We start from the raw sequence: 12,345 nt of genomic DNA, 5'->3' as shown, positions 1-12,345 counted from the left end.
GGCATCGGATGCCTCCGCCTCGGTGCTCTCCGCGCCGCTGTCGGAATCGGGCCTGCCGCGCACCGGGATACCCGGTCCCGGGCGCCGGGCGCGCAAGCTGCATCCGGCGTGGATCGTGGCGGCGGTCGGATTCGTGGCGCTGCTGGGTGCGGCCGCGTTCCGGTCGGTGCCGGGCGTGCTGATGGATCCGCTGCACACCGAGTTCGGGTGGTCACACGGCACGATCGGTGCGGCCGTATCGGTGAATGTGCTGCTGTACGGCCTGATTTCGCCGTTCGCGGCGGCGCTGATGGATCGGTTCGGCATCCGGCGGGTGGTCGCCTGCGCGTTGCTGCTGATCGCGGCGGGCAGTGGGCTGACGGTGTTCATGACCCAGCCGTGGCAGTTGATGGCGACCTGGGGGCTGCTGGTCGGCGTCGGCGTGGGCTCGATGTCCATGCCGTTCGTGGCCACCATCACCGGTCGCTGGTTCGTCGGGCAGCGCGGGCTCGTCACCGGTGTGCTCACCGCGGCGGGAGCGACCGGTCAGCTGATCTTCCTGCCGCTGATCGCCCGGCTCGCCATCGATCACGGCTGGCGGGTGCCCGCGCTGCTGGTCGCGGGAGCCGCCCTGGCCGTCGTGCCGCTGGTGCTGCTGTTCATCCGGGACTTCCCGAGCGATATCGGCGTCACCGCGTACGGCGCCGAACCCGGCAGCACCGTCGGGGTTCGGACCGAGGCCGCGGGCGGGGCGTCGCGGGCGCTCACCGTGCTGGCCACCATCGTCCGCAAGCCCGTGTTCTGGCTGTTGGCAGGCGGTTTCGCGATCTGCGGCGCATCGACCAACGGGCTCATCGGCACGCACTTCGTCAGTGCCGCGCACGATCACGGCATGCCCGCGACCACGGCGGCCGGACTGCTGGCGCTGGTGGGAATCTTCGATGTGGCGGGCACCATCGCCTCGGGCTGGCTCACCGACCGGATGGATTCGCGCTACCTGCTGGTCGGCTACTACTCGCTGCGTGGGCTGTCGCTGCTGGTGTTGCCGCTGCTTTTCGCGCCGGATGTGGAGCCGAGCATGTGGGCGTTCATCGTCTTCTACGGCCTGGACTGGATCGCCACCGTGCCGCCGACCGTCGCGCTGTGCCGCGAGCATTTCGGTGCGGACGGCCCGGTCGCGTTCGGCTGGGTGTTCGCCTCGCATCAGATCGGTGCGGCGCTGGCCGCGTTCGGCGCGGGCGTGATCCGCGATGTGCAGGGCAGCTACACCACGGCCTGGTTCATCGCGGGCGGGCTGTGCGCGATCGCGGCATTGCTGTCGGCGAGTATCCGGCGGATGCCCTCAGCCGTCGATGGAGTTGTGCGGGCGTGACTCGAGTGCCTTGCGATCGTCCTCGCGGCCGTCCCAGCGACTGGGCTCCTCCTTGCTGCGCGGCGGGCGGTCGTTGGCGATCAGCACCGCGACCCACGGTAGCGGAATCGAGACTCCGATGATCAGCAGCGAGATCACCCAGTTGCCCCACAGGCTGTAGGCCACCGCCGAGAGCACCAGGCACGGAATGCGGAAGGCCATGATGATCGTGTACCGGCGCACCCGGTTGCGATGCTGCTGATCCAGCGACGTCGCGGCCTCGGTGATCAGCGCGGGATGGTCCTGCTCACCGGGGAAGCAGCCCGCCGACGGCCGCGGCGGCATCGGAATCGAGCCGGCGGGGTGGATCTCGACGTCGGGGCGATCACCGCCGGCACTCGACTCGGCCTGGGATTCGCCGTCACGCTGCATACCTCGAGTCTTGCACTCACGCCGGTCTAATGCACATGCCCTGATCTGGCCGGTATCGCTCGACGCTCCGAACCCACCTCCCCGCATCCTGTCGGCCACGATCCTGGCATCATGGATCGGGTGAGCGCAGACACCCTGGTACGTCCGGAAATCACCTCCGACGAGAAGACCGACGACGACGCCCCCAAGGTCTTCCACTACGTCAAGAAGAACAAGATCGCCGAGAGCGCCGTCATGGGCACCCATGTCGTGGCCCTCTGCGGCGAGGTCTTCCCTGTGACGAAGTCGGCCAAGCCCGGCTCGCCGGTATGCCCGGACTGCAAACGCATCTACGAGACGATGAAGAAGGACTAGCTCGAGACGGCAGGTTCTCGCGCTGGGACAGGCACCGGACTCGGTCCGGTGCCGTGTAGACCGGTCCGGATGGGATGTGGGGACTGTGAGAGACCAGTTCGAGATAACGCAGGAAGTCCCCGATCCGTGGGCGCGCCGACGCGTCGCTCCGCAGTGGATTCCGTCTCGCGGCTTGAGTAACGGGCTCGATGCCCGCACCTGGGGAGTGCTCGCGGACCTGGACGAATCACAGGTCTACCGCGTGCTTTTCGCGCTCTCGGACGCGCGGATCGCGGGCTACGTCCTGCCGGTGCGCGCGACGGTCCTCGAGGCCGGTGATCCGGAGATCGCCTGGCGTCTGCGGGTCGATCTTCAACAGTTCCGCATCGCAGAGGACCGAGTGATGGAGGTCCTGCGCTACGCCCGCCCGCGCCGCGCACCGCGGCCGCCGCGCGGCACTCGCCGCCGACTCCGCGTGCCGCTGGTTCGCCGGGCTCGGTGAGGTGCGCCGAGCCCGGCTCGCCCGTGCACTCCGGAGTTCACACACGTCGGCGACACGATGAAGAAGGTTCAGCCGGTACCGGAAGGCTCCGGCTCAGCGGTGCGCGGCGGGGTCAGCAGTTGGAAACGGTCGGCCACCAGGAGCTGATGTTCGATCGCGAGACCCAGCCGCGGTGGCCCGCACCGTTCTGGATGTAGGCCCACTCGTTGCCCGCGTTGTTCTTCTCGTGGCAGATCACCTTGACGGCCGCGCCCTCGGCGACGGTGTATCCGGTTCTGTCGCAGGTCGAGGCGTTTCCGGTGTAGAGGTTGTACGAGTTGTACGGGCCGTCCATGGTCGCGTCACCCCAGGTCGCGTGCCCCGAAGTGCTCGGATACCAGTTGCACGCCTGCTGTGCCTGGGCGGCGGGCGTGCCGGTGAGCAGCGACAGGCCGGTCGAACCGAAGGTCAGTGCGGCCGCGAGCAGAATTCTCGACTTCATGTGGATCCCTTTCCTCTCCCAGCGGATCTGACGTCGCCGGGTCTGGAGAACGTAAGGGGCACAAGAAGTTTGGGCAACAGAGGTGCGTTGGCAATTAGTTGCCAGCGGAATTCGCGACGAAGCGACGGCCCGGGATGTGAACTGAACGAATGACCAGGGGTCTGCGCTGCTCAGGTGCCGGCAATACCTTGCCAGGGAGTGTCTCCCGATGGTCGATGACCGGCGCCGGGAGCGGCCCGGCGTCGACCCTGTGGCTCAGGGAACGGCGGTGAACAGCTCGTAGCTGTGACCGTCGGGGGCGTGCACGTAGACCCCGCGCCCGCCGGCCAGGTGGTTGACCTGCCGGTCCCACCCGTGTTCCGGGCCGGAGCCGTACTCCACGGCAGGCCAGGTCGCCAGCCTCCCCAGTACGGCGTCGAAGGTGTCGTCATCGACGAGGAAGGCGTAATGGCCGGGCTCGACTCGCCGGCGGTCGTCGAAGTCGAGTGTCAGATCGCCGTTGACCGGCACGGGCGCGAACGGTCCGGCGACAGCGGACACCGTCAGCCCCATCAGTTCGGCGAAAAACGTTGCCGCGGCGAGCTTGTCGGCCGCCGGGACGATCGTGTGATTGAGAACGATAGACATCGCTTCCTCCTGTTTCGTGGGTCCCGAAAAAGTATTTGTATGCGATACGCATAAAAATATAGATGCGTATCGCATACGATGTCGAGGGTGGATACGCACGAGGCTCGAAACACTTCGGCCATGGCCGACACGGTCGATGGTGGACCGGCCCTGTTCCGGCTGGTCCGTTTCTGGTCGCGTCGCTGGAGCATCCAGGCACTCACCCGAGTCGTCCAGGAACCGGACACGGATCAGCGGCGGGTGCAGCACATTCAGGTCGTAGAGGCCGTTGCCGCCGCGCTGCGGACGGGTGAGCAGGCAGCTGTCACCGATGTCGCCGAGCAGCTCGGTCTCGACCACTCCGGCGCCAGCCGCATGGTGCGTGACGCCGTCGATGCCGGTTACCTGGTCCGTGGCGACTCCGTTCGCGATCGTCGCCGCGTCGTCGTTCGACTCACCGACAGCGGACACGATCTGCTGATCGCGTCGCACGACTGGCAACGCCAGTGCTTCGACCAGCTCACCGCGGCGTGGAGCGAGCGCGACCGGCGCCGATTCGCCGGCTACCTGCAACGCCTCGCCGACGAAACCATCCGGTGAATCGATCGCCGCGAACTTGGGAGACGCCTGCCTGGGCGGGAGTGGCGGCGGACCTCTGGGGAACTTTACGGGCGTCCGGTTTCTTTTACTCCCAATTTGCTGGGAGTTTTCGGAATAGGGGCGAAACCGGCTAACGCTCGAGCACGTTCGATCGACGGAAGGGTGTCGGGATACATCTTCTGGAAGCGGTTGGACAATGTCGGCAAGAACATTTTCGGCTGCGGTGGCCGTTGCGACCGCGATGGTTCTCAGCGCGGCAACGGCCGCGGCGGATCCCGCCACGACCACGAGTCCCGAACCCGGGGTCGGACTGGGTGTGGACGTGGGCGTCGGGCCCGGAGGGGTCAAGGTCGGCGTCGATGCGAATGCCGGCGCCGGTGGCGGCGGGGCGAATGCCGGAGGCGGCGTTCAGGTCGGTGGGGGCGGCGTGCAGGCCGGTGGAAATGCCGGTGGGGGCGTGCAGGTCGGTGGCGGTGCGCAGGCCGGTGGGAATGCCGGTGGCGGCGGGACCGGCGGCGGCGGCGCGCAGACGGGCGGTAATGCCGGGGGTGGTGGCACGGTCGGTGGTGATGTGCAGACCGGCGGGAACCTCGGCGGTGGTGTGCAGGTCGGCGGTGATGCGCAGACCGGAGGCGCTGTCGGCGGTGGCGGCACCGTCGGTGGTGATGTGCAGACCGGCGGGAACCTCGGTGGCGGTGTGCAGGTCGGCGGTGATGCGCAGACCGGAGGCGCTGTCGGCGGTGGCGGCACCGTCGGTGGTGATGTGCAGACCGGCGGGAACCTCGGTGGCGGTGGCACTGTCGGCGGTGGCGTGCAGGTCGGTGGAAATGCCGGTGGCGGTGGCACTGTCGGTGGTGGCGTGCAGGTCGGTGGGAACGCCGGTGGCGGTGGCGCCGTCGGTGGTGGCGTGACTGCCGGAGGCGCGGCGCAGGGCGGCGGTCTCGGCGGCGTCGATCTGGTGGCCGCGGGAGCCGGAGCGGCAGGTCCGGACACGGTGATGGGTATGGCGATTCCGGCCGCCGCGACGGTCGGCATGGCCGGTGGGCCGACGGTCACGGACCGAGTTCCGCAGGGCGGGTACGTGATTCCCAAGGGCGCCCCCGAGACCGGGGCGGGTGGCATGGCGGCACAGGTGAGCGCGCAGTGACGATCGGCAGCCGAAGTGCGCTGGGGGTAGGTGGAATCCGGCGCACCGTCGTCACGGTCCTCGTCGTCGTGGCAGCGCTGGTGTCGGTTCTGCTGTCCGGGTGTTCGTCCGACGCCCCGGCCGCATCGAATGCCGCGGCGTCGTCGACCTCGGCGGTGAAGACAGCCCCGGGGGTGGCCAGATCGACGCCGACGGCATTCACTATCTCCTCGATCAACGCCTCGGGATCGCTGATCTCGCTGGGGCTCAATGCCGATGGCACGGTCCAGGTCCCGGCGGACTATCGCCAGGCCGGCTGGTACCAGCAGGGTCCGGCGCCCGGTGAGCAGGGGTCGGCGGTCATCCTCGGCCACGTGGACTCCTATCAGGGCGAGGGAATCTTCTTCTCGCTCAAGAAGGTCAAGCCCGGCGACATGATCGACGTGGCCCGGGCGGACGGAAAGACCGCGCACTTCAAGGTCACCGACGTCCGGATGTACTCCAAATCCGAGTTCCCCGACCAGCTCGTCTACGGCTCACGTGGCGGCGCGACACTGCAGGTGGTCACCTGCGGCGGGCAGTTCGACCAGAACGCCAAGAGCTATCTGTCGAACGTGGTCGTGTTCTCCTCGCTCGATTCGGTGACCTAGCGGGCCCGTCGACGCGACCCGAAAGCGCCCGCACAGCGTTGTGTGCGGGCGCTTTCGGCTGTGTCGTCGCCGAGGGCGGGGCGACGGCCGAGATGGTGCCGAGCTCGCGTGTCCCGGGCGCTACCTCATTCGCGGTGACCCGCACGCGAGAACACCGCGACCAGGAAGTCGGAGCCGTCGGCGAAGGGGCGCAGATCCCATGTCGAGAGGCGCAGATCCACTGTGAGACCGGCCTTTTCGGCGTCGGAGAAGAACTCCGAGAACTCGTACCCCCGATCGGCGCCGAAGCCGACGACCAGCCGTCCCGTGGGAGCCAGATGCCGCGCGAATCCGGCCAGCACGGCCGCGCGGGTCGACGGGGCCAGGAAGGTCACCACGTTCCCGGCGCACACGATCGCATCGAAGTCCGCGGCAACACCCCGTCCGGGCAGATCCAGCTCCGCGAGATCTCCCACCAGCCACGTCGGCCCCGGATGGTCCTGCTCCGCGGCCGCGATGAGCACCGGATCCACATCCACCCCCACCACGGCATGTCCGGCGCGGTGCAGATAGCCACCCACTCGCCCCGGTCCGCAGCCCGCGTCCAGCACCCGGCCACCCCGCCCCAGCATCGCGTCGATCAGCCGCGCCTCGCCGACGATATCGGTTCCCTCGGCCGCCAGCGCGCGAAACCGCTCCACGTACCACGTCGAATGCGCCGGATCGGCAGCGGTGAGTTCTTCCCACTGGCTCGGAATGCGTGCGCCCACGGTCTCTCCTCCTCGTTCGCCCTGCCCCCGGTCCACTGTGCCACCGCGCGGCGAATCCTCAGCGCACGGGCCGCTCACCCGGCCTCTCAGAGGGGGTGCGGCGTCCGCCGAAAAGAATGTCGCCGCGACTGTCGATTCGGGTCGGGGTTGCGCGTCGAAGGTATCGAGGGGTCCGATAGACGGGTCCACCACCTGAAGGGACAGGGATCATGACGCAGTATCTGGTGTTGATCTATCAGGACGAGCAGCAGGTCGACGAGGCGGCCAGTGCCGAGATGGGGGCCGCGCATCAGGTGTTCATCGGGGCGAACGGGGAGGCGCTGCGGGGTGGGAACGCACTGGAGCGGTCCGGAACCGCCACCACCGTGCGGCCCGACGGCGCGGACGGGTTCGTGATCACCGATGGGCCGTTCGCGGAGACCAAGGAGCAGTTGGGCGGCTACTACCTGATCGAGGCGGCCGATCTGGACGCGGCTATCGCGGTGGCCAAGCAGGTGCCGATGCCCGCCGGTGGGGTGGAGGTCCGGCCGATCTGGGCGGTGCCGGGTGCTGTCGGCTGATATCGCCTCGGCGGTCGAGGACGCGCATCGCAGCGAGTGGGCCTTCGTGCTCGCCGCGACGGTGCGCGTCACGCGCGATATCGACCTGGGTGAGGAGTGCGTGCAGGAGGCGTACGCCCAGGCGCTCACGGTGTGGGCGAGGCAGGGAGTGCCCGCGCGACCGGGAGCCTGGCTCACCACGGTGGCACGCAATCGCGCGCTGGATCTGTTGCGGCGCAATGCCACTCGGAAACGGGCCCTGCCGATGCTGGTCTCCGACGAGTACGACGCCGACGTCGCGGACCAGGCGGTGGACGCCGCGGATCCGCATTTCGACGACGACCGGTTGCGGCTGATCTGTACCTGCTGCCACCCGGCCCTGTCGCTCGAGGCCCAGGTCGCGCTCACTTTGCGGCTGGTGTGCGGGCTGACCACCGCGGAGGTCGCGCGGGCGTTCCTGGTGTCGGAGTCCACCATGGCGGCCCGAATCACCCGCGCCAAGAAGAAGATCGCCGCCGCGCGCATTCCCTACCGGGTGCCCGCGCCCGCGGAACTGCCCGACCGCGTCGACGCCGTCCTGACCGTGGTGCATCTGCTCTTCACGACCGGGCACACCGCGCCCTACGGCGCCGAACTGGTGCGGCGCGAGCTCACCGAACGCGCCGTCGACATCGCCCGGATGCTGTGCACGCTGGTGCGCGAGCACGCCGAGGTGTCCGGGCTGCTGGCGCTCATGCTGCTCACCGAGGCGCGCCGGGACGCGCGGGTGGACGCCGAGGGCGCGATGGTTCCACTGGAACGACAGGACCGGACCCGGTGGAATCGCCCGCAGATCACCGAAGGGCTTGCCCTGGTGAAGGATTCGCTGCGACAGCCCGGGAAGTACGCGCTACAGGCCGCGATCGCGGCCGTGCACGCGGAGGCCCTGGACTACGACGCCACCGACTGGCATCAAATCGTCGGCCTCTACGACGAATTGGGCCGTCGCTGGCCGTCGCCCGTGGTCGCCCTCAATCGTGCGGTGGCCCTCGGTTACGCGGACGGCCCCGCTCCCGCCCTGGCGGCGCTGGACGATCTGGCGGCGCACCCGCAACTCGCGACCTACGAATACCTCCCCGCCGCCCGCGCCCATTTCCTCGCCGAACTCGGCCGCGTCGACGAGGCCCGCGCCGCCTACGACGAGGCGATCTTGTTGACCGGCAACGACATCGAACGCGAGTTCCTCGCCCGCAAGCGCGACACCGTGTGAAATCTCGGCGGGGTCGCCGGGCAGTACGCCCGACGACACCGCGACGTCCGCTAGTGCGAAGTGGCGGGGCTGTTGTGGTAGGCGGCGACCAGCCACCTGTCGTTCTGCCGCTGCAACACCCAGGTCGCGTGGACGAGACGATCGGCGGGCACATCGGTTTCACCCGCGAAGCGAATACCGGCCTTGCTCACCGCGATCGCGTGATCGGCGTCGAGGAAGCGCAGGTCTTCGATCGTGTCGATGACCGACGAATCCTTCAGGGGCCCGGCGAAACCGGCGGCCATACCCTGGCGGATCTCCTCCCGGCTGCGCCGATAGGCGCCGGGCATGATCACGGTGGCGTGCTCGCAATAATCCGCGACGAACCGGTCCGCGTCGCCCGCCGCCCACGCCTCGTACTGGTCGGCGAAGACCTTCGAGATAGCGGCGGAGTCGTCTGTTCGGGTAGAGGTCATGGCGTGTCCTTCGCTGGATGAACGCGGCTCACTGCTGTGGGCCGTCTCCTGGAACGACGCGCGAGCTCGGCGCCGATCGACAGCGTGGACGGAACTTGTTCGCGGGGTTCGGCGGCGCGTCACCGCGCTCAGGAGACGATGGGCAGCGACTGTCCGCTCGCCGGTGGGGGAGAGGGCGGATTCGGTTCCGTGTCAGCCGGTTTGGCGTCAGCGGGTTCGGCGTCAGCAGGTTCGGTGGCGTGCCGCTTCTTGCGGCGGTCCCACCACCGGTGGATCTGGGACAGCCGGGTCGCCCGGGCGGGCCAGAATTCCTGGACGCTGGCATTGAACTCGGCCCCGAGGATGACCGCGAAGCCCAGGAAGAACGTGAAGAGCAGGAAGGCGATCGGGGTGGCCAGCGCGCCGTAGCTGATGCCGGTGCGGGTGACCCAGGACAGATAGCGGCGCAGGCCCTCGCTCGCTCCCATGAAGAAGACGCCCGCGACCAGTGCCCCGCCGAACAGTCGATGCCACGGCAGGGTGCGGTGCAGCGCCAGTTTGTAGAGGGTGGTCAGCCCGACGATGAGCAGCAGGCCCGCGCCGGGGTAATAGAAGGCGTCGATCAGGCGCAGACCGGGTTCGCGCCATCCGTGCGGCAGGACCCGTCCGATCAGCGACGGTCCCAGGGCCACCACGGGCAGGATCATGACCGACACGATCAGGAAGCCGACGTACAGCAGCAGGGCGAAGATCCGCTGCCACACGGGGTGACGGGCCGAGCCCTGTCCGTGCGCGGCGGTGATGGCGTCCACGAAGGTCGCCATGGCGGAGGAACCGGCCCACAGCGACAGCACGAAACCCACCGACACGACGCCGCCGTGACCGCGCTGCAGCACATCGGTGACCGTGGGTGTGACCAGGTCGTCGACCACGCTGGGGCTGAACAGCTTCCGCGCGAACGCAATGATCTTGTTCTCCACGATCTCGACCGTGTCGGGACCGAACCAGTGCCCGACATAGCCGAGGCTGCCGAGCAGTCCCAGCAGCAGCGGAGCCAGGGACAGGGTCTGCCAGAACGCCGCGGCCGCGGATTTGGCGAAGATGGAATCGTTCCACGCCTTGACCGCCACGTGCACGATCAGTTCCCGCGCGCGGCCCAGTCGCGTGGCGGCGTGCTCCGGCTCGGGTGTCGTTTCGGCGAGTTGTGAATCATCACTCTCGGCGGAAAGGGACCTATCACCCGCATCGGCTCGCGGGTCCCGCGCCGGGCTTGCTCGCGAATCCTCGGCCGCGACCGGCCGTGACTCGTCCGCAACGGTCCGGTCCAGCGCGGATGCGCCGGAGCGTTGCGGTGGATCGTCGTGCTCGTTCATCGTGGCTACAGCATCGCGCACGAGGGTTTCGGATGTGCGCTGACCCGCGATGTGTCCTGCCGCACTATCCGAGGCTGTGTCGGATTGGTTAGGAGTCGGTCAACCGCGCTAATCTCTTCCGAGTGACTTCGGGTGGTGGCGGTTCATTACGTGCATGGCAGCGCAGGGCTCTCACCAAGTACTTGGCGACCAAGCCTCGAGACTTCCTCGCCGTAGCCACGCCAGGTGCGGGTAAGACCACTTTCGCGCTCCGGGTGGCGGCGGAACTGCTGCGTGATCGCACGGTCGATCAGGTGACGGTGGTGGCCCCGACCGAGCACCTCAAGCATCAGTGGGCGGGTTCGGCGCAGCGCATCGGCCTGCAGCTCGACTCCAACTTCTCCAACTCCACCGGTTCCACCTCCTCGGACTATCACGGTGTGGTGGTCACGTACGCGCAGGTGGCGTCGCATCCGTTCAAGCATCGGGTCCGCACCGAGAACAGACGCACGCTGGTGATTCTCGACGAGATCCACCACGCGGGCGATGCCAAGAGCTGGGGCGAGGCGACCGAGGAGGCATTCGGGCCCGCCACCCGCCGCCTGGCGCTGACCGGTACGCCGTTCCGCTCGGACGATTCGAAGATCCCCTTCATCACCTACGAGCGGGACGAATCGGGTTTCGAGAAGTCCCGCGCCGATCACACCTACGGGTACTCAGAGGCGCTCGCCGACGGCGTGGTCCGGCCGGTCGTGTTCCTGGCGTACTCGGGTGAGGCGCACTGGCGCGACAGCGCGGGCGAGGAGTATTCCGCCCGTCTGGGTGAGCCGCTGAACGCCGAGCAGACCGCGCGTGCCTGGCGCACCGCCCTGGACCCGGCCGGCGACTGGATGTCCAAGGTGCTGACCGCCGCCGACACCCGGCTGCGGCAGCTGCGGGCCACCGGTATGCCGGACGCGGGCGGGCTGGTGATCGCCACCGATCAGGACAAGGCGCGCGATTACGCCGAACTGCTGCAACACATCTCGGGCACCAAGCCGTCGATCGTGTTGTCGGACGACCCGTCCTCCTCGGACCGCATCACCGAATTCAGCAACAGCACCGATCCGTGGATGGTGGCCGTGCGCATGGTGTCCGAGGGCGTCGACGTGCCGCGCCTGGCGGTGGGCGTGTACGCCACCAGCGCCTCGACGCCGCTGTATTTCGCGCAGGCCATCGGGCGGTTCGTGCGTGCCCGCAAGGCCGGGGAGACCGCGAGCGTGTTCGTGCCCTCGGTGCCGGTGCTGCTGGATCTGGCCGCGCAGCTGGAACTGCAGCGCGATCACGTGATCGGCAAGCCGCATCGCGAGCAGAACGACCTGGACGACGAACTCCTGATCGAGGCCAACAAGCAGAAGGACGAGCCGGGCGAGGAGGAGAAGAAGTTCATCGCCCTGGCCGCGGACGCCGAACTCGATCAGGTCATCTACGACGGTGACTCGTTCGGCACCGCCACTTTCTCCGGCAGTGACGAGGAAGCGGACTATCTCGGTATTCCGGGCCTGCTCGACGCCGCGCAGATGCGCGCGCTGCTGCACGATCGCCAGACCCGTCAGCTGCAGGATCGCACCGCCGCGGTCGAGGCGAGTCATCATCCGGTCGCGGCCATGGCCGTCGAGCGCGCCGCCACCGCCGATCGGCTCGGTGAACTGCGCCGTGAACTCAACAGCCTGGTCGCCATGCACCACCACCGCACCGGCAAGGCGCACGGCGTCATCCACGGGGATCTACGCCGCGAATGCGGCGGCCCGCCAACCGCTCTCGCGACGGCGGACCAACTATCCCAGCGGATCGCGGCCCTGCGCCGCATGTGATCCGACACCGGAGAACTCGGCGCGGCGCTCGCCGCCGCCGAGTCGGTTACCGGTCCGACCACGATCGGTGGCAGATCAGCAGCACGATCTAGCTCAGCAGCGGGTCGCC

At 68.5% G+C, this 12,345-nt stretch carries 15 protein-coding genes; 9 read left to right on the top strand and 6 right to left on the bottom strand.

Features of this window, described 5'->3' with window-relative positions; genetic code table 11:
• Window positions 1-37 precede the first annotated feature (37 nt).
• Window positions 38-1,351: an MFS transporter gene (locus tag NJ1_RS29060; RefSeq protein ID WP_422615795.1), complete on the top strand. Its 1,314-nt coding sequence runs from the start codon at window positions 38-40 to the stop codon at window positions 1,349-1,351.
• Here the strand turns inward: NJ1_RS29060 and NJ1_RS29055 are convergent.
• Window positions 1,322-1,675, bottom strand: coding sequence for a DUF3099 domain-containing protein (locus NJ1_RS29055; RefSeq protein WP_067700524.1), 354 nt, complete (start codon window positions 1,673-1,675; stop codon window positions 1,322-1,324). The two genes, NJ1_RS29060 and NJ1_RS29055, sit on opposite strands and share 30 nt — an antisense overlap.
• Window positions 1,676-1,873: 198 nt before the next feature.
• On the opposite strand from NJ1_RS29055, the gene NJ1_RS29050 reads away from it, so the two are divergent.
• Window positions 1,874-2,116 (top strand): DUF3039 domain-containing protein, encoded by a 243-nt coding sequence (locus NJ1_RS29050; protein ID WP_067700234.1) that lies wholly within the window; start codon window positions 1,874-1,876, stop codon window positions 2,114-2,116.
• Between the two features lie 172 nt (window positions 2,117-2,288).
• On the top strand, window positions 2,289-2,597 hold the full coding sequence (locus NJ1_RS29045) for a hypothetical protein (RefSeq protein WP_169813221.1): 309 nt from the start codon (window positions 2,289-2,291) through the stop codon (window positions 2,595-2,597).
• Between the two features lie 112 nt (window positions 2,598-2,709).
• Here the strand turns inward: NJ1_RS29045 and NJ1_RS29040 are convergent, their stop codons facing one another.
• Window positions 2,710-3,078 (bottom strand): SH3 domain-containing protein, encoded by a 369-nt coding sequence (locus NJ1_RS29040; protein ID WP_067700228.1) that lies wholly within the window; start codon window positions 3,076-3,078, stop codon window positions 2,710-2,712.
• A gap of 255 nt (window positions 3,079-3,333) precedes the next feature.
• The gene (locus tag NJ1_RS29035) at window positions 3,334-3,705 is read right to left on the bottom strand and encodes a VOC family protein (protein WP_067700225.1); all 372 of its coding nucleotides are present in this window, start codon (window positions 3,703-3,705) and stop codon (window positions 3,334-3,336) included.
• 120 nt (window positions 3,706-3,825) lie between these two features.
• On the opposite strand from NJ1_RS29035, the gene NJ1_RS29030 reads away from it, so the two are divergent.
• The 3 genes from NJ1_RS29030 (at window position 3,826) to NJ1_RS29020 (ending at window position 6,060) form a co-directional block, all read left to right on the top strand.
• The gene (locus tag NJ1_RS29030) at window positions 3,826-4,284 is read left to right on the top strand and encodes a MarR family winged helix-turn-helix transcriptional regulator (protein ID WP_067700222.1); all 459 of its coding nucleotides are present in this window, start codon (window positions 3,826-3,828) and stop codon (window positions 4,282-4,284) included.
• A 223-nt stretch (window positions 4,285-4,507) separates the two neighbouring features.
• A complete protein-coding gene (locus tag NJ1_RS29025) occupies window positions 4,508-5,431 on the top strand; it encodes a hypothetical protein (protein WP_157574305.1) in 924 nt (307 codons plus the stop codon).
• Entirely contained in the window at window positions 5,428-6,060 is a 633-nt protein-coding gene (locus tag NJ1_RS29020) for a class F sortase (RefSeq protein WP_245717628.1), read from the top strand. Before NJ1_RS29025 ends, NJ1_RS29020 begins: the two co-directional genes overlap by 4 nt.
• A 125-nt stretch (window positions 6,061-6,185) precedes the next feature.
• Here NJ1_RS29020 and NJ1_RS29015 read toward each other — a convergent pair whose 3' ends face one another.
• Window positions 6,186-6,809, bottom strand: a complete 624-nt coding sequence (locus NJ1_RS29015) for a class I SAM-dependent methyltransferase (protein ID WP_067700216.1) — start codon at window positions 6,807-6,809, stop codon at window positions 6,186-6,188.
• 209 nt (window positions 6,810-7,018) lie between these two features.
• Here NJ1_RS29015 and NJ1_RS29010 point away from each other — a divergent pair, with 209 nt between their 5' ends.
• Window positions 7,019-7,369 carry a YciI family protein gene (locus NJ1_RS29010; protein WP_067700213.1) on the top strand — a complete coding sequence of 117 codons (351 nt, stop codon included), beginning with the start codon at window positions 7,019-7,021 and terminating at the stop codon, window positions 7,367-7,369.
• The gene (locus NJ1_RS29005; protein WP_067700518.1) at window positions 7,359-8,597 is read left to right on the top strand and encodes an RNA polymerase sigma factor; all 1,239 of its coding nucleotides are present in this window, start codon (window positions 7,359-7,361) and stop codon (window positions 8,595-8,597) included. The genes NJ1_RS29010 and NJ1_RS29005 overlap by 11 nt, the downstream gene beginning before the upstream one ends.
• 50 nt (window positions 8,598-8,647) lie before the next feature.
• Here NJ1_RS29005 and NJ1_RS29000 read toward each other — a convergent pair whose 3' ends face one another.
• Entirely contained in the window at window positions 8,648-9,052 is a 405-nt protein-coding gene (locus NJ1_RS29000) for an SgcJ/EcaC family oxidoreductase (protein ID WP_067700210.1), read from the bottom strand.
• A 128-nt stretch (window positions 9,053-9,180) separates the two neighbouring features.
• On the bottom strand, window positions 9,181-10,404 hold the full coding sequence (locus NJ1_RS28995) for a YihY/virulence factor BrkB family protein (RefSeq protein ID WP_245717627.1): 1,224 nt from the start codon (window positions 10,402-10,404) through the stop codon (window positions 9,181-9,183).
• 122 nt (window positions 10,405-10,526) lie between these two features.
• Between NJ1_RS28995 and NJ1_RS28990 the strand changes: the two genes are divergently transcribed.
• Window positions 10,527-12,236, top strand: coding sequence for a DEAD/DEAH box helicase (locus NJ1_RS28990; RefSeq protein ID WP_067700207.1), 1,710 nt, complete (start codon window positions 10,527-10,529; stop codon window positions 12,234-12,236).
• Window positions 12,237-12,345 lie beyond the last annotated feature (109 nt).

Origin of the sequence: Nocardia jejuensis NBRC 103114 (genome assembly GCF_001613145.1) — a bacterium.
Taxonomy (GTDB): Bacteria; Actinomycetota; Actinomycetes; order Mycobacteriales; family Mycobacteriaceae; genus Nocardia; species Nocardia jejuensis.
Note: the sequence above shows the minus strand (reverse complement) of the source record. Positions and strands in the feature narration are given on the sequence as shown.

What these genes read in the sequence shown, in the direction of transcription:
- NJ1_RS29055 (WP_067700524.1), bottom strand. Translation starts at nt 1,675, where the DNA reads ATGCCGCCGCGGCCGTCGGCGGGCTGCTTCCCCGGTGAGCAGGACCAT.
- NJ1_RS29050 (WP_067700234.1), top strand. Translation starts at nt 1,874, where the DNA reads ATGGATCGGGTGAGCGCAGACACCCTGGTACGTCCGGAAATCACCTCC.
- NJ1_RS29040 (WP_067700228.1), bottom strand. Translation starts at nt 3,078, where the DNA reads ATGAAGTCGAGAATTCTGCTCGCGGCCGCACTGACCTTCGGTTCGACC.
- NJ1_RS29035 (WP_067700225.1), bottom strand. Translation starts at nt 3,705, where the DNA reads ATGTCTATCGTTCTCAATCACACGATCGTCCCGGCGGCCGACAAGCTC.
- NJ1_RS29030 (WP_067700222.1), top strand. Translation starts at nt 3,826, where the DNA reads ATGGCCGACACGGTCGATGGTGGACCGGCCCTGTTCCGGCTGGTCCGT.
- NJ1_RS29010 (WP_067700213.1), top strand. Translation starts at nt 7,019, where the DNA reads ATGACGCAGTATCTGGTGTTGATCTATCAGGACGAGCAGCAGGTCGAC.
- NJ1_RS29000 (WP_067700210.1), bottom strand. Translation starts at nt 9,052, where the DNA reads ATGACCTCTACCCGAACAGACGACTCCGCCGCTATCTCGAAGGTCTTC.
- NJ1_RS28995 (WP_245717627.1), bottom strand. Translation starts at nt 10,404, where the DNA reads ATGAACGAGCACGACGATCCACCGCAACGCTCCGGCGCATCCGCGCTG.